Raw genomic sequence first — 22,222 nt, 5'->3', positions numbered from 1 at the left:
ATCCCGGCCAGTCGGACCAGCGGAACCGGCCCCACCTGCCACTCACCGCACGGCGACTCCCCATGTGCCCCGGCATTCCGCATTGCCCTTTCCCTTCGTGGTCCTCTCCGTGATTCCTCTCCCGGTCAGCCGCGCCTGCCGGCCTCGGGTCCCGCCCTGCCGGTCAGGCGGAGCAGCATGTGCAGGAGCAGAGGCTGCTGCACACGCAGGCGCAAGGGGAGGCACCTGTCTCGAGCATTCCGTGACCAGCGGTCAAGGACTCCACTTCCAACTCCGCTTGGGACACCCCGGCCAGCTCGGCCAGCTCGAAGACGTCCATGGGCAGGCCGTCGAGGTCAGAGGTGATCTTTTCGTCACTCATGCCGTCGTCCTTTCTGTCGTTCTGACGCCGTCGCGCTCCGGCATGCGGCAGTCCGCTGGCCAAGGCGACGCACTAGCGGATCGGATACCTGTTCAGGCTGCCCCAGGCCGCTCTCGCGCCAGTCACTTCCCGGTCACTCCTCGGTCGGGACCGATGAGGGACATGAGGGGGCGACGGGGTCGTGGCGCGTTCGGCTCCGCTGGCAGCACCGGCCCGGTTCAAGCTCGCCGGCCAGCTCACCGCCGTGGGCCGAGAGCACCCCGGCCCACGGCGCTGCCAATGGGCTGGGGCGGGAGGCTGACCCGTGGCGCAGGTACCGATCCGCCACATCGGTGTCTCGCCGAAGTCGGTAGTGGAGATCGGTGTGGACACCTCCGCCGAGCGGGGCCGGTGGCGGCATGCGGTCCGCTCCTACAACGACATCCTCGCGCGGCTGATGTTCGCCCAGTGCGGGGTGGACACCATGTCGAGATCTGCAGGGTTTCGAACCGCCGGGCTCCCCTTGCCCACGGCATCATCACGGTGGACATGACAGTAGGCCCGCCGCATCACAGACTCCATCGACGCGCACTGACAGCCACCCACACACCATCGAAGTTGAAGCTTCGAACTCTGCCCGCCGTAGAACCCTCCTGGGCCGGAAGAACATGGAGAGCCGATCGGGGAGCCACCGTGGTCGGACTCCTCCGGACTCGTCATGACTCCCCCCACGCTTTCGCAGGTGAGGGGCTCCCCGATCGACTTCCATCGACCTTGATCGACTGGTCTGCTGTGCCAGGGGGTCAAGGGGTCGTGCGCCTCTTGATCGTTGGTTAGCCGTTCGTTAGCGAATCGAGCCGTCTCCCCCGGCACCCGGACGGTTCACACAGGACCAGAAGACGCGGGCACCGCCCCGCGCCCTCTCCGCCGTGTCCAACCCAGCCGCGCCGATCGTCAGGCCTTCAGCGCGCCACAGACGCAGCGACACTCAGGCCAGCGACCGCCCAACCGGAGGGCCGGATCCACAAACCCGGCTCCCTCCGGCCCACAGCTCACGCCATCCCGGCGGGCCGGACGGGCATCCCAGAGATGGTCAGCTCCGCACCCTCAGCGTTCGACCGACTTTCTTGCTCCCTCAAGCGAGCTCCCAGGAGCGGCGCGCTCCGGTTAGTCGGAGCTGAGCAGCGCTTGAAGGGCGGCTGTGGGGACGCGATAGCAGATGCCGATGCGGAGGATCTTGCAGGGGAACTGGTCCTGTTTGGCGAGTTGGTTGGCGTAAGAGCGGGAGAGACCGAGGGCTCGGGCGGCGGTGCTGATGTCGACCACGGGAGGAAATTCGGCAAGTTCAGCGTTCGTCAGCGGTCGCATACGACTGCCTCCTGCTTCTGAGGTTTCTCGGTCTTGATGGGTGAGCTGATTCGAGGAATCGCCGGTCGGCGCGAATCTCTTGCGGCGATTGCGCTCTGATGCCTGGAGGATGGCTTCTATGGAACCTGTCGCTGGGTGTCTCGCGTGCGATCTTCTTGTCGGGGTCCGCCCTCTTCCCGGAGGTCGTCTGGCGGAGTCGTCGGGTTGGGTCGTCGAGCACTCGGTGGGCCCGCTCGGCCTGGGGACGCTGGTGGTCAAGCCGGTGCGGCACGTCGTCCATGTCGCCGAGTTGAACGTGGTCGAGAGCGCGGCGTTGGGTCCGTTGCTGCAGCGAGTGGCCGCAGCGGTGACGAAGGTCGTCCAGCCGGAGCAGGTCTACGTATGCCTCTGGTCCCATGCGAATGCTGTGCCGGGCCACCTGCATTTCGTGGTCCAGCCCGCGGTGAAGGCTGACATGGCCCGGTTCGACGCGTTCGGCCCAGCACTGCAGATGGCGATGTTCCATGAAGGGGCCGTACCAGGCGAGACCGAGGTGGAAGCGTTGTGTGAGCAACTCCGAGCGGCCTTGTCCCTCTCGTCCTATGGATCGTGACCTGGACCCGCGGCCCAGTAGCGCGTTCCTGTACCGGCGGTATGCGGGCCCCCAGACATGTCAGGAAGGCGGCTCGGCGGGTGCGGTGGCTTTTCGATGCATATGGGCTGGCAGGCCGTTGTGCATGATCTCGCGGTGACCGGCCCACTGCTGGCTTGGGCATCGCGGCCGCCATAACCCGTGACCGGCGATGGCGCGCATCGCGGGGCCGGGATCCCAAGTGAGGCGCAGCCGCCATCACTGAGGTCAGCAGGACCGCATTGAGTTGGCTTCAGGGCTTGGTGCAGTGAGGACGGTCTTCGTCCAAGACTGACCTGGACGCGGCCATCCGCCGTGATGTGAAGGCAGGCCTGTCGGTCCGCAGAGCGATGCGCAAGCACGGGGTGTCCCACCCGACCGTCCGGAAGGCACTGGAGTCGGCCATGGCCGCAGCCGCGCATGAAGATGGCCCCGCGGGCGTCGCGGCTGGACCACTACAAGCCGCTGATCGATACGGTGCTGCGGGCCGATCTGACCGCGCCGGGGAAGCAGCGCCACACCGTCAAGCGAATTTTCGACCGACTCGTCGGCGAGCATGGCGCGCAGGTGCCCGCACGGGATCGTGCGGTGTTACGTCACCAAGCGCCGACCGCAGTTCCGCGTGGAGGCCGGGTGGGCGCCAGTGAAGGCGTTCATCTTTCAGACGCACCAGCCCGGCGCCCAGGCCGAGGCGTGCTGCTCGCCCTCATGCTCGGCACCGCCTGGCTCCGGCCCCTCGCCCGCTCACCCCTGTGCCCCTCCAGGAAACTGGGTGAAGACCGCGACGTCGCCGCCGAAGCATACGACCATGCGCCCCTGAGGGCTGAGGGCGAGCGCCGTCACCGGGTGCGGGAAGACGAGCTCGTCACCGGCCGGGCGTCCACCGGTGAGGTCCCACACCCGGACGGTACGGTCGTCACCGCCCGAAATCGCGGTCGGCCTGCCGTTGACTATGGCCGCCGCCACCGCGTTGACGATGCCGGTGTGGCCGCTCAGCGGTGGCAGGACGGCATTGCCGTCGTCGACGCCCCACACGCGAACCGCCTTGTCGCGGCCCGCCGTGACCGCCACCTTCCGGCCGTTCAGGAGCAGCGTGGCGACGGCGTTCACGTCGTCGGTGTGGCCCGCGTCCGCCCAGCACACCTGGCGGCCGTTGCGCGCCTGCCACACGTTGGCCTCGGCCGACACCGAGCCGCCCACGGTGACCGCGAGCGGGCGGCCCTGGTCGTCCTCAGCGACGGCGACGGCGCGAACGGGGTCTCCGTGCAGGGTCGTCCTGCGCCGGCCGGCCCGTGCCCCGCTGCCCAGGACGTGGACGGAGACCGCGTTGTCGTAGGTTCCGGTGATGACCAGCTGACGGTCGCGGTCGTGCGCTACCGCGATCGCGAGCACCTCCGCTACATGGTCGGTCGGGTAGCGCAGCAGCTCTTCGCCGGTGGCGAGGTCCCAGGCGCCGAAGTCGTTGTCCGGGCTGATGACGACAGCGGGGCGACCATCGACCTTGGTGACCGCCATGTCGCTGAGATAGCCCACGTCGATCGGGGCGCCGACGCGTTCGCCCTTGTCGAGGTCCCAGGTCCGCACGGTGCCCGAGCGGTAGGCGCCGGTGACCACGACGGGGCGTCCACCCATCTCGGTCAGCCCGACGGCGACCAGGCCGCCGAGGTGGCCCGTGCGTGGACGCGCCGGGATCGGCGGATTCGGGGACAGGTCCCACACGCGCACGGAGCCGGCTCCCCCGGTGACCGCGAGCGGTCGACCGCCGATCTCGGCGACGGCCACAGCCGTCGTGGAGTCGGTGGCCAGGGGGTCGCCGATCGGCTTGCCGGTGGCGAGGTCCCACAGACGCACGGTGCCGCCCAGGACCTCGCCTGTGCCGTCGCCGATGACGGCCACGGCACGCCCGTCCATCCGGGCGACGGCGACGGCCTGGGGGCGGTGGCGCGCGGTCGGCAGGCGGCGGAGTTCGGTGCGCGTGGCCAGGTCCCACACGACGGTGTCATCGTCTCGGGCCACAACGACGGCGACGGGGTGGCCATCGAGCACCGTTGTGGCGATCGCCGACACTTCGCGTGTGCCGGCGTCGAGGGGCGCTCCCAGCGGCTCGCGGTTGGCCAGGTCCCAGATCCGCACGGCGGTGTCCCTGCGGGGGAAGTCTCCGCCTGCGGTAAGGGCGACAGGGCGGCCGTCCAGTTCGGTGACGGCGATGGCGTTGACTGGGGTCGTGTGGCCGGTCATCGGCTCGCCGATCTGGGTGCCGCGGGCGAGGTCCCACATCCGCACCGTCGTGTCGCGTCCGCCGGTGACGGCGATGGCGCGCCCGTCGACCTCGACGACGGCCACCGCCTCCACGGTGCGGGTGTGCCCCTTCATCGGCTCACCGATAAGGGCGCCTCCGGCGAGATCCCACAGCCGCACCGTGTTGTCGGCGGAGGCGCTGACCGCGACGGCCCGCCCGTCCAGCTCGGTGGCCGCCACTGCGGTCACCCGCTCGCCATGGCCGGTCATGGGCTCACCGAGCCGTTCCCCCGTGGCGGGGTCGAGCACCCGCAGTTCGCGATCGCTGGCGGACACCACAATGGGATCGCCGTGGAGGGAACCGGCTGCCAGCGCGTGAGTCTCGCCGGGGATCGACATGAGCGCGCGCTCGCTGAGGTCGGAGCCTGTGGCCCAATCCAGGCGCCAGGCCGGGCGGTCCTCTCGCGCTTCCGGTCGCGGCCGGGCCGAGCCCCGCAGGGAGACGTCCCACAGCAGCATGGTGTCGTCGCGGCTCGCGGTGACGGCGACGGGGCGCCCGTCAAGGTTCGTGACGGCAACGCAGGTCACTGCGTCGGTGTGGTCGGTGAGGGCGTCCCCAAGCTGGACGCCCTCGGCGAGGTCCCACAGCCGCACGGTGCGGTCGTAACCGGCACTGACGGCGACCGGTCGCCCGTCGGCCTCTGTGATGGCGATGTCGGCGGGGCGCAGTTGATGGCCGTGCAGGGGCGCGCCGATGGGAATGCGGTCGGCGAGGTCCCAGATGAGCAGCCCCTGGTCGGGCCCGCCGCCGGTAACCGCCACCGCGCGGCCATTCAGGACGGTCGTCGCCACGGCACTGCCGTAGCAGTCGAGAGACTCGCCGATCTGCGTGCCGCGGGCGAGGTCCCACAGCCGCACCGTGCGATCGATGCTGGAGGTGACCAGCACCGTGCGTCCGTCGACCTCGGCCAGGTCCGCACCTTCGATCAGCCCGGTGTGGCCGTCGAGCGGCTCGCCAATGCGCGTTCCCCGGGCGAGGTCCCACACCTGCACGGCGTCGGGCGCGTAGGCGCAACTCACCGCTACGGGGCACCCGTCGAGCCGCGTGATGACGATCGCGTGGGCGCAGTCGTGCGCGGGCATCGCGGTGCCGATCTCGGCACCGGTGGCCAGGTCGAATCTGCGGATGCCGCCCCGCAGCTCGCCGGTGACGACGACGGGACGACCGTCCAGCACCGTGGTGGCGAGGGCGGTGGGGTTGGCGCCCATGGGTTCGCTCGATTCGGTGCCGGTGGCGAGGTCCCACACGCGCACGTTCTCGTTGATGTAGCTGCCGGTGACGACGACGGGCCGGCCGTCGAGGACCGCGGTCGCCATCGCGGACACGCGGTCGGTGCGGCCGGAGAACCGCCGGATCAGGCGGTCGTTAGGCGGCATCCCGGTGTTCCAGTCGACGGTTGCGCCTTCGTGCCCGGAGGCTACCGGCACTGCGGCCAGGTCACGCGCGAGGTCGTCGGAGCCCCAGCGCGCAGCGTCGAGCGAGAGCGCCTGGGCGCGCCGCGCGGGGTCGACCCGGCGGTGGCGTTGCAGGGAAGTGCGGTAAACCGCCGCAGCCAAGCGGGCGGGGCCGCTGCGTGCATGGGAGAGGAGCGAGAGGATCTCATCAGGGTCGTCGTGCACCAGCCGGGCGGGGTCGGTGAGGATGCGATCGGCCGGGTGTTCGGCATCCGAGAAGATCATCCGGGGATGCTAGCGGAGGGTGCCGACGAGGGCCGCGAGCTTGGCCGAGCCTCGTTCCACCAGTGTCAGACCCCCGGAGGCCAGGGCCGCTCTCCATGTTCTTGGTGGGACGTGTCCGGGCCGCCGGGACCAACCCAGAAGAGGCCGCCCAGCCAAGGGTTACCAACGTTGCGGGCTGACCGCGACCGGTCGCGGCGGCGCGACCCGTGCCGCGGCCTGTCGACTGGGCGGTGCCCGGCCACGATGCCGACAGGTCGCAGGTCGGGGCTTGAGCAGCAACCGGCTGGCCAACGGCGATACACCGTCACCAGATCTCATCGGCATCTCTGCCCTGGTTCACTGGCGCCCGTCGCCCAAACCAGCGAACAAGCGTTGCTGCTTTTCGCGGCCACAATCAAGCCCGCATTGAGCGGTGATTCCTCAGGAGCCAGAAGCCGCGTGTTGAGATGCCCGCAGGCCTTCGTGCGAAGCGGACCGGTGCCTCAGGAGTCGGGTACTGCAGCCGGAAGGTCGTATCGCCGGAGCGCGCCGAACCAGCCGCAGCCGATGATGACGCCGATCAGCAGGCCGGCGCCCAGGAAGGCCGGGCGTGGGTCGTGGCCGGACGCTTTGGTCACCGCGCCGGCTACGGCGGCACCGACAGGGGTCGCCGCGACGAACAACGCTCGTGCTGCTGTCGTGACCCGCCCGAGAAGCTCGCGGGGAATCCAGCGCTGCCGGGTGCTGCGGTTGATCACGCTGGCGATCGACACCGCCCACATCTGCACGGCGTTGGCGGCCAGCAGGGGCGCCCACCCGGTGCTGGCTCCCATGACCAGCAGGGAGCCGGCCGCCAGCAGGATGCCCAGGCTGATCGAGGGCATCGCCCCCAGCCGCGCCGCGATGAACGGAGCGGTGACCGCCCCGGCGATCCCGCCGGCCCCACCCGCCGTGATCACGGCGGCGACCAGCGGCGTCGCAAGGCCCAACTGCACGCGGGCGAAGTAGACGATCAGGGTGTCCACCGCCAGGCAGAGGTTGACCAGGGTCTGAACGATGGTGAGGGCCAGCAGCGGGCGAAAGCCGACGATGAACCGCAGGCCCTCCCAAAGATCCTCCCCGAGCCTGCGGAGTATCAGGCGAACCGATCTTGGTGTCACCCGGGTTCGGCCGGACCTGCCGGGCGCCGGACGACCGGCCGACCGTGCCTTCCAGGCGTTATCGCCCCGCGCCCGCCCCGCCCTCACATCGATCAGCAGCGGCACCAGGGTGGCCAGCGACACCGCGAAGGTCGCCGCGTTGATCAGTAACGCGGTTTCGACACCGATCCAGGTGGCGAGCAGAGCGACGATGGCCGGGCCCACCATCTGCGATGTCCGGTCGGCGCTCTCCAACGTCGAGTTGGCCCTCAGCAACCCCTCGGCCGGGAACAGGTCCTTCACGGCGACGGTCAACGCGGCGTCGAAGAACACCGTGGCGGCCCCGCCCACGAACGCCAGGGCCAGCACGGCCCCCAGCGGGGCAGCCCCCAGCCACACCAACGCGGGAAGGATCACGAAGACCCCGGCGCGGAGCACATCCATGGCGACCAGCAACGCCCACGGATTCAGCCGGTCCACGATCGGCCCCGCGGGGAGTCCGACCAGCAGATAGCCGATCCCGCGCGGCGCGGCCGCCAGACCCGCCGCCAACGGGTCACGGGTCAACTGCAGGACCAGCAGCGGCACAGCGAGCACCGCGCAGCCGTCACCGAGCAGAGACATCGACTGCCCGCCCAGGAACAACCGACGAGCCCGCGATGAGGCTTCCGTCATGTCCTCCAGCCAGTCAGTGTTCAAGCCGTATCGAGCCGAGCGCTGAGTATCTGACCCGATGTGGCTGGCGCCTCGGCGGTGCCGTCTTTCACGTTCGCCAGAGACGGTAATCAGCACCAGCGCGCCGGAGAAGTCACCTGATGATGAAGAGGAGGCGTGCTCGGTCGACGGCAAGCGATTGTTAAAACCGCCCGTCTGACGGTCCACCGGCCAAAGCTATCGAGCGATCTCCTGCAACGCCCGCTCACCGAGCTTGTCGTAGACGTCCTGAGCGATATGAACCTGTTCCACTCCCATATGCCCCACCTCGTCATGCTGGTGGGGAGTGCTGGCGCGGACGCCTACCGGCGGTTGGTACAAGGCTGAGTACCTTCCGGCAGATCGCCGCCTACGTGCATGCGATCTGGGGAGGCACTCTGTCGAGGAATGCTCCTTGAGGGTCCTATATGTGGCTGGTTGTATCTGGCTGCGCCGGTGGGGTGTGAGCTGGTTCCAGACCTGGTTCCAGCGTTCACCCGGTGGGTTCGATACGCAGGACGGCGGCGGTGTCGAGGATCTCGGCGACTTCCAGGCTCATGGCGTTGTTGATGGTCGCGGTGGTTCCCTTCTCGCAGCTCAGCCGGACGTCGCCGCCCTGCGACGAAACGCCGCCGCCACCGGAACAGCCCGAAATGCTGTAGCCGGACCCCGTCAGCGGCGCGACCATCTCGACCGCGCGGCCGGTGATCGCCGTCACCTCGATCGGCCCGAGGCCGTACTTTCCCGGCACTGTCACAACGTCGCCCACGGCGACCTTGATCTCGCACGTCCCATCAGCGCACGGCCCGGTCGGCGTGGGATCGGGTGCCGGTGACCCGGAACCGGATCTGGCGGGCTGGCCCTTGGCGGGAGACCCGTTCGGGGAAGCAGAGGAACAGGACGAGAGAGCGGCGAACACGACAGCGACACCAACGGCGACGACGGCGGCCGATGACCTTCTTCGCATCATGGTCATTATGGAACCGCAGCGGTGCCGTGGGCGGTCGGCGAACGACGCACATCCTCGTCATCGGCACCCCGGTTCCGCAGGTTCCTCAACCCGCGGAAACGCGTGCGCCGGCACCGCGCCCAGGACCATCAGCGGATGGCGCACCTGGGGCGGGCCCAAGGCTCTCCCATTCCCCGTCCCGCTGGGGAGCGCCCGCCCGGCCCTGAGGTGAGGTCAGAACTTCTCAGCCCCGAGACCGTGCGAAGCTCGAACACGAAGGCGGCCCTGGACCGCAGCGAACACCATCAAGTGTCAGAGACCGGGGTCCACTCGCCCCCCGCGCCGGCGGCAGCGCTCGACGGGGCAGCAGGCTCTGCCGCCGCGTTCGCGGCGAGGAGGTCGAGGCGTCGCTGCCGGACGGTTCAGCCGATCCTGTTGCCCGAGCCGCCGTGAGACCAGGTCTCTGTTGACCCGGGGAGGGTGGCGCGCGGGGACTCAGGGCCGCAACACCCCAGGGCGCAGGGCAGAGATGCGGCGGCTGTGACCGGCTCATAGGCTGCGGCCATGACCGAGATCACGAACCCGACGCCCCGCGAGGCCTTGGATTTGCTGCTGGCCGGCAACCGGCGTTTCGTCGCGGGTACCGTCGAGCACCCAAACCAGGACGCCGCCCGCCGCAGCCAGGTCGCCCCGGCCCAGCAGCCCTTCGCGGTGCTGTTCGGGTGTTCCGATTCCCGGTTGGCGGCCGAGATCATCTTCGACCGGGGTCTTGGCGACCTGTTCGTGGTGCGTACCGCTGGCCAGGTGATGGGGCCGGAGGTACTGGGCAGCATCGAGTACGGTGTGGAAGTTCTGGGCTGCCCGCTGGTGGTGGTGCTGGGTCACGACTCGTGCGGCGCGGTCGGCGCGGCGTGCGCCGCGCTGGAGCACGGCATGCCACCGGCCGGGTACGTCCGGGATGTTGTCGAGCGGGTGACGCCCAGCGTGCTGGCCGCCCGCGCTGCCGGACGAGCCGAGCCGGAACAGATCCTGGCCGAGCACGTACGGCACACCGTCGACCTGCTGCTGGACCGCTCCCGGGCACTCGCCGACAAGGTCACCGCCGGGCAGGCCGCAGTGGTGGGCCTTCGCTACCGCCTGGCCGACGGCAACGCCGAGATCGTCGTAGCCCGCGGCCTGGACACTGCGATCTCCGCCGTGCCCTGACCGAGTCCCGACCACCGGGGCCCGGCCACCCGCGGTCCCGACCACCAGGGGCGCGGCGCCGGTTCCCGCATCTTGGGATCACGCGACGGCGGCGGGCCTGTGCTATGTGTTCGCGCGGCCGGTCGACTCTGGGGACTGGACGAGGATCCGGGCCTGCCGGAACTCCTCGGCCGCGCCCTGCGGCTTGCGTACCGCGTCGGCCAGCTGGCAGCGGACCGCCAACGCCCGCATATGCGCCGCCTCCGATTGCAAGGTGGCCAGATCGCCGAGCTGGCGCGTGGCATCCTGACCGACCGCCTCACACCACCCGGTGACCTGCGCCACCCGCCACTTTCTTACCCGGCGCTGTCCTCAGCCCGCTTTGCCCGGCTGCGGCAGGGGCGAGGTGTTCGGCCTGGCAACCAGCGCACCGCCCGGCCCAGCCGTAACCGGCGTGGGAGGCCAAGCTTGTCGGCCCTGCCGCAGGCGGTCAGGGCGTGAAGTCGGCGGAGCGCCACGGCATCTCCTGGAGCAGCCAGGTGTTGCCGTCGGGGTCCGCGAACGGCACGAACAGCATGGCGCCCTCGTGCTCGTCGACCTCACCCACGTCGACTCCCTTCGCGGCGAGTTCGGCGCGGGCGGCGCGCGCGTCGGCGACCACCAGATGCAGGCTGCGCAATGAGCCCGGCGTCATCTCCGCGATGCCCGGGAGTCCGGTGCTCAACAAGATCGAGCATGCCGACCCCGGTGGGGTCAGCTGCACGATCCGCGTTCCCGCCACGGGTTCGACGTCCACGTCGACCGCGAACCCGAGCCTGTCGGTGTAGAAGGCCTTGGCGCGGTCCACGTCGGCGACCGGCACCGGTACAAGTTCGAACTTCATCTGCGTCATCACGCACACTCCAGGTAGGAAACAGATCAGGTGGCGGAACGCCGGTAGATCAGGTGTGTCACCCCGGCGCCGACGATCACCTCGGGGTCGCCGAAGTCGACCGGCGCCGCCCCGACGCCGTCCAGCATGCGTACACCGCCGCCGAGCACGACCGGCACCAGGTCCAGCCGCAACTCGTTCAGCAGCCCCAGGTCCAGGGCCTGGCCGACCACGCTCCCCGGGCCGACGCCGACATCGCGCGCGCCGGCGGCCGCGACCGCCTGCCGGATCGCCGACTCGACGCCGTCGGTGACGAAGGTGAACGGGGTGACGGTATTCACCCAGCCCTCCGGTGGCCGGTGGGTCACCACGAACACGGGCACGTCCCCGATCGGATGCGACCCGCCCCATCCACCGGTCAGATCGAACTGGCCCCGGCCGACCACCAAGGCCCCGGTGCGCGCCATCGTGTCGCGCAGATAGCCCGCTGACCCGGCCGAGGTGCGGTACGTGAGCCGGTCGGGTTGCGCCGACGGCGTCGCCACCTCCCCAGCGGTGCACCACGCGAACAGGCGGTCGAATCCCGAACCGCCCGGCCCCGCGATGAACCCGTCCAGAGACACCGATGCCTGCGCAACAACCTTGCCCATTTCGACTCCGCCTCGTCGATCATGCCGTTCTTCCAGGAGAGACCACGGGCGGGCGGAGAACTCATCGTCGCGGCCAACCGTGATTCGTCAGGGGTTCAAGGTCGACCGCTCCCTCCGGAGATCTACAGCGCGGACTGGAGCAGGTGCAGGCTGAGCATGGAGACTTCCTGGTGGTCCTTGTCGCTGCGCGGGATGGTGCCGGCGCTGACGGAGAACAGGTCGTTTTGGCAGAGTTCCAGTTCTCCACGACCTGCAGTCCCTCGTGGATCTCCCGGCGCAGCTCCGGGGAGGCGACGTACTCGGCGACGAACACCCTCCTGACCGCCTTGCCGAGTTCCTCGATGGCCTTGTAGGTGGGGTCCTGGGACCCTGGGTGAAGCGGCGCAGCACCTACTCGGCCTCGGCCGTGCCCAGCCGCAGCGCGGTGGCGTACTTGACCATCTGGTCGTACTGCTAAGGGCTGTCCCGTAACTGTTGGTCGTCACCGGGTGGCGGCGTGCAGGTCCCGGATGTACCGGTCGAACCTTGTGCCGTCGCTGCTGTGTGTCGGCTTGCCGGGGGTGAACCCTGCCCGCTGCGCGACTGCGGCAGATGCGGGATTCCGCGGCTCCACTTGGATTACCGCCTCCGCAGCGCCCTCACTCGCCGCGTACTGGGAGGCCAACAGGACCGCGCGGGTAGCCAGGCCACGCCCCCGCCAGGACGGATAGAGGCCGTAGGCGACATTCACCTGGCCGGGCGCCAGACCCTCTCCTGCGAATCGCAAGTCAATCGTGCCCACGAGCACCTCGTCGGGACCCGTCCGGATGCCGAACGCGCGGAGTGGTCCGGCGGTGTCCCACTGCTCCCGGCAGTGCCGGAAGTACGCCTCGATGCCCTGTCGCGTGCCTGGGCCGCCGTTGAGCCAGCGAACGAGCAGCTCGTCCTCCCCTGCGAGGTGCGCCTCCGCATCGTCCAGGCGCAGGGGGGACAGAGTGATGATCCCGTCGGACAGCTTCACTTCATGCATCCGGTGATTCTTGACGCCAGAGCCGTACCGCACCATCAATTTCTGTTCGGCATCACGCGGACCGTGTGGCTGGTGATCACGGCGTCGGAGCCGTCCTGGACAGTCCCGTTCACCGGGCTGAGCCCGCGGCAGTTCGGCGAACTGGTGACGGTTCTGCGGCACGAGGGTGCGGACGCGCCGTCCGCAAGGGCCGGCCGTGGAGCCTTCCGCTGGAGGACCGGGCACGCTGGTCGCGGCGTACTGGCGCACTAATGGTCGTCATCGACGCCGAAACCCGCCCGGTCGTCGTGGTCGGCCGGCCGCCCGCCGGGAACCGCAACGACTGCAAGGCGTGGGAGAAGTCCGGAGCCAAGTCTGCCATCGGCAAAAGCCTCAGCCGATGTCAGATGCGCCGTCGCCGCCGGGAAGGCCGCACCCTGTGCGTGGCGTCCCACGAGTGGAGCGTCGTAGCGATAAGGAACGTTCTATTGCTAGGAAGCAGTAACGGAGACTGGTGCGGTGTCTGAGGTTTCGCTGCCGGGCGGGGCCGTGAGTGGGAGCGTTCGTGCGGGTGACACGGTGCGCCGACGGCCTCCTGCTCGTCAGGGCTTACTCGTCGTTGGGCGGCCGGTGGTCGGGGTCGCGCCGGTCGTGGCGGGTGACCTTGTCGAGGACGTCGCGTGGCTCCCAGGTCGTTCCCTCGGGCAGTGCCCAGCCCCGCCGGTAGGCGATCACCCGCAGGGCGGTGCCGGTCACGACCCCCGCGACCGTTCCGGCGACGGGGGCGCCGAGCCCGGAGCAGGCAACCTGGATCCCGGCGACCACGAGCGCGACAGAGGCGTAGAGGGCATTGCCGCCGAACACCGCCGGGACGCGCTGGAGAAGCAGGTCCCGGACAGCGCCGCCACCGACCGCCGTGATGGTCCCCAGCAGGAGCGCGGGGAGCCAGCCGAGCCCGACGTCCAGGGTCTTCTGCGCCCCCGTGATGGCCCACACGCTGAGCGCGATGGCGTCCAGCAGGTAGAACACCCGGTTCCAGTCCTGCTCAGTGAACTGGAGCAGGAAGGCCAGCATTCCGCCGACGAGCGCGGTGGGAATGTAGAAGGCGTTGGTGAGGGCGTCCGGCGGCCCGTGCTGCAGGAGCGTGTCGCGGATCAGACCACCGCCCAGCCCGGACACCAGCCCGATCGAGAGGTACCCGAAGAGGTCCAGGTCGCGCTTGCGCGCCACCGCTCCCCCGAGCAGCCCGTTGATGAACACCCCGGTCAGGTCGAGCACCGTCATGATCGTCTCGATCCCCACACGGTGATCTTAAGGATCACCGGCCGGAGCCAGGGGCGGGCGACCGGCGGCCTTGTCGAACGTTTGCGGCTGTTTGGCGCGCTTAGGCCCCTATAACGATAAGCATGCAGAGCGTCACCTTTTCGGGTGAGAGGAAGGGCGATGGTCACTGCAACCGGGGGTGCCGGGCGGGTGCTGTCCGGGCTGGACGACATCAGGCCTGATCTGGAGTCTCTCTACCGGGATCTCCATGCCCACCCCGAACTCGGGCATCAGGAGACGCGGACGTCCGCCCTGGTAGCCGAACGCCTGAACTCCTGGGGATACCAGGTGCACGATCGGATTGGCGGCACCGGCGTGGTCGGCGTGCTGGACAACGGGGAGGGCCGGCATGTGCTCTTCCGCGCCGACATGGACGCCCTTCCGATCAAGGAGGAGACGGGCCTGCCGTACGCCAGCACGGTCACCGACGGGGACGGGCGGCCTGTCATGCACGCCTGCGGGCACGACACCCATGTGGCCGCCCTGCTCGGCGCGGCACAATTGATGGCCAAGGCCAAGGACGCCTGGAAAGGCACCTACACCGTGCTGTTCCAGCCCGCCGAGGAGCCCGGTGACGGCGCCGACACCATGGTCGAGGACGGGCTCACCGACCAGGTCCCCCGGCCCGACGTGTGCCTGGCCCAGCATGTGCTGCCATATCCGGCGGGGCAGGTACTCACCCGGTCAGGGTCGGCATTGTCAGCGGCGGACAACTACCGAATCACCGTCCACGGCCGGTCCGCTCATGGTTCGGCCCCGAACATGGGCATCGACCCGGTGGTGATGGCCTCGATGCTCGTCGTCCGGCTGCAGACGGTCGTCTCCCGCGAACTGGGCCCGCTGATCCCGGCGGTGCTCACCGTGGGCAGCATCCACGCCGGCTCCAACCCCAACAACATCCCCGACTCGGCCGAGATTCAGCTGAACGTCCGCACCTACGACGAAGGTACGCGCGACCAGATCAGGGACGCCATCGAACGGATCGCCACCGCCGAGTGCTCGGCGTCCGGCGCGCCCAAGCCCCCCGACATCGAGCACTTCGGCAGCTTCCCGCCCACCGTCAATGACTCCGGCACCACCCGCAAGGTCGCCGCCGCGTTCGACGACTTCTTCGGCGACCGGGCCCGGCCGCTCCCTCTGCAAACGGCCAGCGAGGATTTCAGTCAGATCCCCAAGGCGTTCGGAGTCCCGTTCACTTTCTGGGGGTTCGGTGGCGTGGATCCCGACCGGTACGCCTCGGCCGCCAGGAGGGGAACTGTGGCCACCGACATCCCGGCCAACCACAGCGCCGCGTTCGCCCCCGTCATCCAGCCCACGCTGGACACCGCTGTCCAAGCAGCCGTGGTCGCTCCCCTCGCCTATCTCGGCGCCGCGCGGTAGACCGGAAGGAGACGCAGATGAGAGCAGTGGTGTTCCAAGGCGACCGGGAGGTCGAGGTCAAGCAGGTACCTGACGCCCGGATCGAGGAGCCGACGGACGTGCTCGTGCGCATCACCTCCAGCGCGATCTGCGGCACCGACCTGCACATGTACGACGGCCGGACCGGCGCCGACCCGGGCATGGTTCTGGGGCACGAGGCGCTCGGCACGGTCGCGGAGACCGGGCCAGGGGTCCAGACGATCAACGCCGGGGACCGGGTCGTCCTGCCGACACATCTGTTCTGCGGCCTGTGCGCCAACTGCGCACGCGGCCTGTCGGCAGCCTGCCTGCGCGTACGCCCCGGAGGCTTCGGCGCGGCCTACGGGTACGCCGGAATGGGCCACTACACCGGCGCCCAAGCCGACCAGCTGCGCGTCCCGTACGCCGACGCCAACTGCGTGCCACTGCCCGGCGAGCCCGGCGACGAACGCGAGGACGACTTCGTCACCCTGGCCGATGCGTTCGTGACCGGCTGGCACGCCACCGAACTCGCCCAGGTCCGCCCCGGACGCACGGTGGCGGTGTTCGGCGCCGGCACCATCGGCCTGCTGGCCGCCTACAGCGCGCGGCTGCGCGGCGCCGCCGAGGTCTTCGTGGTGGATCGGATACCCGAGCGGCTGGACAAGGCGGTCGAAGCGGGCGCCATACCGGTGAACACCGCCGACGGCGACCCCGTCGAGCAGATCCGCGACCACCGGCGCAGCACCGGGCTGCCGCGCGGCGAGGAACCGCTGGACGGCGTCGACTGCGGCATCGACGCGGTGGGGTTCCAGGCCCGCGACCGAGCAGACTTCTCCAAGGAGAAGCCGACCCAGGTCCTCGCCGATCTGGCCCGCCTGATCAACCAGACCGGCCATCTGGGCATCATCGGCCTCTATGCCGGCAAGGACCTGCACCCCGCCCCGGAAGGCAGCGCCGACGGTGCACTGCGCCTGCCCTGGGGAACTCTGTGGGGCAAAGGAGTGACGATAGGGACCGGCCGCACGCACGACCGCCGCTACACCGTACCGCTACGCGACCTGGTCACCTCCGGGATCGCCCGCCCCGGGTTCGTCGTCACCCACCACGTGGACCTGGAGCAGGCCCCGGCCCTGTACGCGGCCTTCGATCGCCGCGAGGACGGTGTCATCAAAGCCGTCCTCCACCCGTAGCAGCCGCCGACCTTGGCTGACCATGAAAGGTGGCCGGCCAGGACCTTGGCAGTTGGCGTGCTGCCTCCAGAACTCCATCGATACGCACGGACGAACACCCGCGTTCCATCCGGGACGAAGAGGCCTCGGACCGTCATCTTGCTCATAGTAGAAGCCTCTTAGGCGGGGTTTGGGGAGCCAACCAGGGAGCCCTCGTGGTCTGCCCCATAGCATTTAGGCGGAAAGGCAGTAACCACCCTACCATTATTGGGGACTACCGTGATCCGCGTCAGATCGCCACCACCATTAGCAAGGCCCGCCCCCCGGGCCGACAACGCGACCGGCATCCCATACATAAACGTATCCAGGTCTAGGCAGTCCGGTTCTCGGGTCGGCGGCGTCCGGAGCGAGGTGCCCCGATAAATCGTTTCCATTATGTCTTTTTTCAATGCTTCTAGGCCAATAAAGATGCCAGCATCGTCGGCGACAAGGACCCCGGGCCAGTTTCGGTCCAGAATGAGGATCGCCAGCGACCTAGAAAGGGTGGGGTTCGCTGGCGCCTTGGAGGTCGGTGCGGGTGGACGCTATCCGGGCTGGGTATAGCGCCGGGTGGTGTCCAGGCGGGTGTGGCCGAGTAGTTCGGCGACGCTGACGATGTCTGCTCCGGCGTGCAGCAGGTTGGTGGCAAAGGTGTGCCGCAGGACGTGTGCTGAGACGGTCGGATTGCCGTCCTGGTCGGTCAGGCCGGCGTCAAGGGCGATCTCGTCGAGGATCTGATCGACGGCCCGCGCCGACAGGCGCCCGCCCCGGCGGTTGAGCAGCAGGGCGGGGGTGTCGGCGCCGGGCCAGGCGGCTCGTTCGCTCTTCCAGGATGCGACGGTGTCGCATGTTGTGGCGTCGGTTAGCGGGACCTCGCGGGAGATCTCATTCTCGGCGGAACGGACACCGACCCTGGCCTGGCGTGCCGACAGTGGCACGTCGCCGGTGTCCAGGGCGACCAGCTCGGAGACGCGCAGTCCGCAGTAGAGCAGCAGCCGTCCGATCACCCGATCGCGGGCCAGAGCGCGGCGCTGGACCGCGCCCAGGTACCGCTGCTGTTGGGGGGTGGTCAGAGCGCGGGGGGCTCGGCGAGGAGTGCGGGTGCGGCTCACGCCGGCCTTGCCCAGTCCGAGGTGTTCGTAGAAGCGGTCCAGCGCGGTGAGGTGGGCGTTGACGGTGTTGTCTGAGCGGCCTAGGACGGTTTTGAGGTAGGTCTTGTAGTCGCGAGCGCTGAGGTCGCGCACCTGCGGGTCGGTCAGGGGGTCACCGTCGGCAAGGTTCGCAGCGTCCTGTAGCCAGGCCAGGAACACCCGGACGCGGGAGTCGTAGGCACGGCGGGTGGCAGCGTCCAGCGCCGTGTCGGCCAGGGCGGCGGCGTAGTCGGTGTGGACGCCGAGGTAGGCGTCGGGTACCTGCTGACGGCGACCTGCCACCACTTCCCCCTCGAGCTCAGGAACTCCCGTCGGACTTCACTTCTGATATTAGCCAATATCAGAAGTCGCTGATAGAGTGAGCATATCCGGAAACGACGACATCTCCGCCCCTGGGGTTGACCCGTCGCGCGACCCCAACTCCGCCAGAAAAGATGTGCTCCATTGTCAGGATCCTGCCCGTGACCCAGATCGCCCCGGCGAGGACCCCAGCGACACGCCCCGACCCACAATGCGTGGACCGGTCGCCCATCGCACATCCGCGGCGGTGCCGCCGTCCCGTCCCTGCGGCCGGCCCGAGCCGGGCCGCTACCTGAACGCCGGACTCGCGCCCCTCGGCGTCAGGACCCGTGCTGTGACAGCGGACTTGTGACCAGCAGGTCCGACGACTCCGCCGACGGCCCCCAACCGATGGTGCACGCTGGTCGATGGCACCTGCCCGGCACGCGCTGGGCGGCTGCCCGGACCCGTCGAGTGATCCGCACCGCGCTCAGGCAGTGGGATCTGGGCGCCGCCGCCGACAGCCTGGCCTGGCAGGCGGCGTCCTCGATCCGGAAACTGGCCGCCCGCCCGGTCGACTGCGTAGCCGGCCAGATCGAACTGTGTCTCGGACTACGCCCAACCGACCGCCTGCTCCTGATCCAGATACAACGCGGACCCGAGCGGCCTGAAGCCGATGACGGCACCCTCGCCGAAGAAGATTGCCGCCACATCATCGCCATCGTCTACGGGCACCGCCGCGCTCACAACGGCCCTGGCATCTGGTACACCCGCACCTTCGTCTGGCGCCGGCCGGACAGCCCCGCCATCGACCACTGACCTGCCCCGCCCCTCAGCTCCACGATTCGCCCCCGATCCCTCACTGAAAGGAACCACCCCCATGGACACCGACCCCACCAAGAACACGCCGAGCACAGCCGCAACCAGCCCCAACGCCCCCATCCCCGCAGACACGGACAGCGACACCGCGGTCCCCACCGACCGGCCGGACGCTAAGCCCGCCGCCGACCGCGCATGGCAACCGGCCCAGGCACTCCGTGGCCGGATCGGCAAACTGGCCGAAGCCGTCGGCCCCTCTCGCCTACCCGGCCTTTCCGCCGACCAGAGCCCGACTCCGCTCAAGATCCGCCGCGGAGCGGCGGCGATGTTCGTCGCAGCAGCCGCCGCAGCGGTGGGGGTATGGCTGTGGCGCCGGCATACCGCCGACCGCCGACGAACGTGCCGCCATCGGGCCGCTCACCGGGTCCGCCAGACCGCTGCCCGCGGACGCGCCCGACTCCCGATCTGACCCGGACAGGTCCGGGCTGTCTCAGACGTCCGACCACCTCGCCAGAACCCGTCATCACCGTGCGGGAGCCGCCGCCACCTCGGTGGAATGCGGGAATTCGCTGGGGGTCTGTGGCTGTGGTGTAGTGTGGGCAGCAATGGTTGTAGTCGAGTTTTGCGAACGTGGAAACGCCCGCATAGTTCCGACAGCGGGCGTTTCGTCATTTTGGGTCACTCCAGACGGGCGTACGGCCAGCAGCCCGGATCAACGCGACCGCGTCGATCCGCACCCGTCCGAAGGAGACATCCCATGACTCAGGGAACCGTGAAGTGGTTCAACCCCGACAAGGGCTTCGGGTTCATCGCCCCCGATGACGGCAGCGCCGACATCTTCGTTCACCAGTCGGTGATCGAAAGCGACGGCTTCCGGACCCTCGAAGAGGACCAGAAGGTGGAGTTCACCTCCATCCGCGGCCCCAAGGGCATGCAGGCCGACCTGGTCCGCGCGCTCTAACAACGCGCACGGAGAACGATCGAGCCGAGGGGCAGGTCCGCTTTTGCGGACCTGCCCCTCGGCTCGATCCGGTGAAGTGCGCTAAATCGGCCTGATCGCCCGGGAACGGTTGCCAGCGCATTTCTTTCTTCGCCTTTTTGATGGTGAGGATTTGACGCCGACGAATTCTAAGGCGATCCCTGGCCCACCCGCAGGTGCTGAACCCATGTCACTGGGGCGACCTGGGCACGTGAGTAGGCCGGCTCGTTGATCGTGGTCGTGCAGGCGTGACAGGCGCTTCGCCGTCCGCCGGATCCGCCCATGAAGGTCGTTGCGCGAACCTGATCTGTGGTGATCGGGTTTGGAGAGTGACAGGGAAACGTCCCCGGGTCCGCCGTTTCCGCCGGGGTCAGCGTGAGGGCGGCCTGTCCAGGGGGTGCCCAGTGGCGTAGGCTCGGTGGCACCGAGGGCATTTCGTGCGCGGGCCACCATGCCGGCGCCGTCTTCGGCGATCACGATCCGGTCTTCGACGGACCGAGAACGGGGCCTCGAAATGGCCCGCACAGTGTTCGACTCGCACAGGTTCCCAGACGGCGGCCCTGACCGGCGATGTGCTGCGGTGAGATCCTCGCCTCCCGTGACGTCTACGCCCGCCCCCGTGCCGCACGATCCGGTGTCACTCGTCGCCCACCTCCCGGGCCCGGCAGGGCGTTCCGTGATCGGAGATCACCAATGAGCACCCTGAGCGCCGCGTCCGCTGCCGGTGGCCCGGCCGCGACGGCCGTCGAGAGGCGAGTACCCGCCCGCCGGCGCCCCGGCCACACCATCGTCGCGCTGCACGGCCACCTGAACTCCTCCGCGGCGCCGGCGCTGCGCGAGCACCTGATGGGATTGCTGCGTCCCAGCGGTCGGCTGCTGATACTCGACCTGGGCGAGGTGTCGTCCTGTGACGAGGCCGGGCTCGCCGTCCTGGTCGGCATCCAGCACCGCGCCGCAGGACTCGGGATCACCGTCCGCCTCGGCGCCGCGAACCGGCAACTCACCGAACTCCTCCACCTCACGGGCCTGGACCGCGTACTCGTGGTCCAGGCGACCCCGGCGGTCCAGGCCGCGGCATGACCGCCGGGACTCTGGACGCCACGGGCATGGCGGCCAGAGCGCACCGTGTCCGGCCAGGCCGGTTGTACCGGACAGCGCGGGACGTTCACTGATCGAGCGGAACCGTGATCTCTCGCCGAGCGCTCTCCCCCACCGGCGGCCAGCCGAGAGGTCCATCGAACTCCGAGGCGAGCCGATGACGATGAAAGACGAATACCTCTCGCTGATGAAGGGCCTCGCCGCAGGCATGGCCATCGCGCTGGCCGCCGTCTGCACGGTCATCGCCGTCGTCTCTCTGATCGTCTCCTGAACCGGCCGAGCGGAGGCGACCGCGCGGTGCACCGGTACCGGGGACGCCTCCGGGGAGCAGGCCGCCGGCAGATCGGCCCATGCACCTGCGGGACCGAGGTGTTCCGGTGGCCACGAGGGGCAGGGATCCTGATGTCCGACCAGGAGGAGCAGATGAGCGGGCAGCCGCACGACCGGGGCGGGGCGGACCCCGCCCGCCTGGTCGAGGCGATGAACTCGGCGATCGTGGCCGTCAGCGCGTCCGGCAGGATCACGGCTTGGAATCCCTGGGCCCGGCATCTGCTGGGGCACTCCTCCGAAGAGGCGCTGGGAAGGCCGGTGGAGCGGTTCCTGCACCGCGCCTCCGAGGGCGATCTCCCTCTGCGGCTGGACTGCCGCATTCTCCGGACGCTGCGGACCGGTGTCCCCGACCACGCCGACGGCGACTCCTTCACCCACCGCGACGGGCATTCGGTGACGCTCTCCTGGTCATCCGCGCCGGTCTACGCCGACGAGCCGGGCGCGGAGGAAGGCCGTGCCGGGACGGTGACCGGAGCGGTCATCGTGCTGCAGGACGCGGCCGAGCGGCTCCGGATCGAGCGGGAACAGCACGACCGGATGGTGCAGGGTCGGCGGGCCAACTCCCGGTTGGCTCTGGTCGCCGAGATCACCACGGTGCTGTCGTCCACCCTGGACGAGAACGAGGTGCTGCATCGGCTGGTCCGGATCGCGGTGCCCGCGCTCGGCGACTGGGCGGAGGTCGACCTTCTCGTCCCCGACGGACGCGTCGAGCGGATGGCCGCGACCCACCGTGAGATCTCCCCCGCCGACATCGCTCGCCTGGAGGGGCCGCTGCCGCCACTCCCCCGGTCCCCGCGCGGTCCCCTCGCGCGAGTGCTGCACGGCGCCCCGACCATGGTCATCAGTGGCGACGATGCCCGGCCGTACTCCGACGAGCCGCTCACCGCCGCGCAGCACGAGCTCTT

The 22,222-nt window shown here is 69.5% G+C and carries 20 protein-coding genes and 2 pseudogenes; 10 read left to right on the top strand and 12 right to left on the bottom strand.

Annotated features, from left to right (window positions below):
* Positions 1-238: 238 nt before the first annotated feature.
* Positions 239-319, bottom strand: a pseudogene (locus ABWI04_RS15930) (hypothetical protein); the annotation flags it as partial.
* Positions 320-1,507: 1,188 nt separating this feature from the next.
* Positions 1,508-1,708 carry a DNA-binding protein gene (locus ABWI04_RS15925; protein WP_353832887.1) on the bottom strand — a complete coding sequence of 67 codons (201 nt, stop codon included), beginning with the start codon at positions 1,706-1,708 and terminating at the stop codon, positions 1,508-1,510.
* A gap of 118 nt (positions 1,709-1,826) precedes the next feature.
* On the opposite strand from ABWI04_RS15925, the gene ABWI04_RS15920 reads away from it, so the two are divergent.
* Positions 1,827-2,300, top strand: a complete 474-nt coding sequence (locus tag ABWI04_RS15920; RefSeq protein WP_353832886.1) for an HIT family protein — start codon at positions 1,827-1,829, stop codon at positions 2,298-2,300.
* 762 nt (positions 2,301-3,062) lie between these two features.
* On the opposite strand, the gene ABWI04_RS15915 is transcribed toward ABWI04_RS15920, so the two are convergent.
* The 3 genes from ABWI04_RS15915 to ABWI04_RS15905 form a co-directional block, all read right to left on the bottom strand.
* The gene (locus ABWI04_RS15915) at positions 3,063-6,296 is read right to left on the bottom strand and encodes a WD40 repeat domain-containing protein (protein ID WP_353832885.1); all 3,234 of its coding nucleotides are present in this window, start codon (positions 6,294-6,296) and stop codon (positions 3,063-3,065) included.
* A gap of 482 nt (positions 6,297-6,778) precedes the next feature.
* Positions 6,779-8,296, bottom strand: a complete 1,518-nt coding sequence (locus tag ABWI04_RS15910; protein WP_353832884.1) for an MFS transporter — start codon at positions 8,294-8,296, stop codon at positions 6,779-6,781.
* 304 nt (positions 8,297-8,600) lie between these two features.
* Positions 8,601-8,876, bottom strand: coding sequence for a hypothetical protein (locus tag ABWI04_RS15905; protein WP_345172405.1), 276 nt, complete (start codon positions 8,874-8,876; stop codon positions 8,601-8,603).
* A gap of 744 nt (positions 8,877-9,620) precedes the next feature.
* Between ABWI04_RS15905 and ABWI04_RS15900 the strand changes: the two genes are divergently transcribed.
* Complete coding sequence (locus ABWI04_RS15900; RefSeq protein ID WP_345172403.1) at positions 9,621-10,262, top strand: carbonic anhydrase; 642 nt, start codon at positions 9,621-9,623, stop codon at positions 10,260-10,262.
* A gap of 102 nt (positions 10,263-10,364) precedes the next feature.
* Here the strand turns inward: ABWI04_RS15900 and ABWI04_RS15895 are convergent, their stop codons facing one another.
* The 5 genes from ABWI04_RS15895 to ABWI04_RS15875 all read right to left on the bottom strand — a co-directional run bounded on the left by ABWI04_RS15895 (position 10,365) and on the right by ABWI04_RS15875 (position 12,771).
* Positions 10,365-10,586, bottom strand: a complete 222-nt coding sequence (locus ABWI04_RS15895; protein ID WP_353832883.1) for a hypothetical protein — start codon at positions 10,584-10,586, stop codon at positions 10,365-10,367.
* Between the two features lie 145 nt (positions 10,587-10,731).
* Positions 10,732-11,133, bottom strand: coding sequence for a VOC family protein (locus ABWI04_RS15890; RefSeq protein WP_353832882.1), 402 nt, complete (start codon positions 11,131-11,133; stop codon positions 10,732-10,734).
* A 26-nt stretch (positions 11,134-11,159) separates the two neighbouring features.
* Positions 11,160-11,762, bottom strand: a complete 603-nt coding sequence (locus ABWI04_RS15885) for a dihydrofolate reductase family protein (RefSeq protein WP_353832881.1) — start codon at positions 11,760-11,762, stop codon at positions 11,160-11,162.
* 61 nt (positions 11,763-11,823) lie between these two features.
* Entirely contained in the window at positions 11,824-12,075 is a 252-nt protein-coding gene (locus ABWI04_RS15880) for a Tn3 family transposase (protein ID WP_353832880.1), read from the bottom strand.
* A gap of 168 nt (positions 12,076-12,243) precedes the next feature.
* Positions 12,244-12,771, bottom strand: a complete 528-nt coding sequence (locus ABWI04_RS15875) for a GNAT family N-acetyltransferase (protein WP_353832879.1) — start codon at positions 12,769-12,771, stop codon at positions 12,244-12,246.
* Positions 12,772-12,834: 63 nt separating this feature from the next.
* On the opposite strand from ABWI04_RS15875, the pseudogene ABWI04_RS15870 reads away from it, so the two are divergent.
* Positions 12,835-13,148, top strand: a pseudogene (locus ABWI04_RS15870) (IS5/IS1182 family transposase); the annotation flags it as partial.
* 211 nt (positions 13,149-13,359) lie between these two features.
* Here the strand turns inward: ABWI04_RS15870 and ABWI04_RS15865 are convergent.
* Complete coding sequence (locus ABWI04_RS15865; protein ID WP_353832878.1) at positions 13,360-14,052, bottom strand: trimeric intracellular cation channel family protein; 693 nt, start codon at positions 14,050-14,052, stop codon at positions 13,360-13,362.
* Positions 14,053-14,193: 141 nt separating this feature from the next.
* On the opposite strand from ABWI04_RS15865, the gene ABWI04_RS15860 reads away from it, so the two are divergent.
* Together ABWI04_RS15860 and ABWI04_RS15855 are read left to right on the top strand one after the other, a co-directional pair.
* Positions 14,194-15,453 (top strand): amidohydrolase, encoded by a 1,260-nt coding sequence (locus tag ABWI04_RS15860; RefSeq protein WP_353832877.1) that lies wholly within the window; start codon positions 14,194-14,196, stop codon positions 15,451-15,453.
* 17 nt (positions 15,454-15,470) lie between these two features.
* Positions 15,471-16,643, top strand: a complete 1,173-nt coding sequence (locus ABWI04_RS15855; RefSeq protein ID WP_353832876.1) for a glutathione-independent formaldehyde dehydrogenase — start codon at positions 15,471-15,473, stop codon at positions 16,641-16,643.
* A 563-nt stretch (positions 16,644-17,206) separates the two neighbouring features.
* On the opposite strand, the gene ABWI04_RS15850 is transcribed toward ABWI04_RS15855, so the two are convergent.
* Entirely contained in the window at positions 17,207-18,094 is an 888-nt protein-coding gene (locus ABWI04_RS15850) for a tyrosine-type recombinase/integrase (RefSeq protein ID WP_353832875.1), read from the bottom strand.
* Positions 18,095-18,565: 471 nt separating this feature from the next.
* On the opposite strand from ABWI04_RS15850, the gene ABWI04_RS15845 reads away from it, so the two are divergent.
* From ABWI04_RS15845 to ABWI04_RS15825, 5 genes are all read left to right on the top strand, one after another.
* Positions 18,566-18,910, top strand: a complete 345-nt coding sequence (locus ABWI04_RS15845) for a hypothetical protein (RefSeq protein WP_353832874.1) — start codon at positions 18,566-18,568, stop codon at positions 18,908-18,910.
* A gap of 61 nt (positions 18,911-18,971) precedes the next feature.
* Positions 18,972-19,379, top strand: a complete 408-nt coding sequence (locus ABWI04_RS15840) for a hypothetical protein (RefSeq protein WP_353832873.1) — start codon at positions 18,972-18,974, stop codon at positions 19,377-19,379.
* Positions 19,380-19,667: 288 nt separating this feature from the next.
* Positions 19,668-19,871 (top strand): cold-shock protein, encoded by a 204-nt coding sequence (locus ABWI04_RS15835; protein ID WP_345172382.1) that lies wholly within the window; start codon positions 19,668-19,670, stop codon positions 19,869-19,871.
* Positions 19,872-20,582: 711 nt separating this feature from the next.
* Complete coding sequence (locus ABWI04_RS15830) at positions 20,583-20,969, top strand: STAS domain-containing protein (RefSeq protein ID WP_345172380.1); 387 nt, start codon at positions 20,583-20,585, stop codon at positions 20,967-20,969.
* Positions 20,970-21,389: 420 nt separating this feature from the next.
* Positions 21,390-22,222: PAS domain S-box protein (locus ABWI04_RS15825; RefSeq protein WP_353832872.1), on the top strand; the 833-nt coding region annotated here is incomplete at its 3' end.

The organism is Actinomadura sp. NPDC000929, from assembly GCF_040492065.1.
GTDB classification, from domain to species: domain Bacteria; phylum Actinomycetota; class Actinomycetes; order Streptosporangiales; family Streptosporangiaceae; genus Spirillospora; species Spirillospora verrucosospora.
The sequence above is the reverse complement of the archived record's forward strand: the minus strand, read 5'-3'. Positions and strand labels throughout refer to the sequence as shown.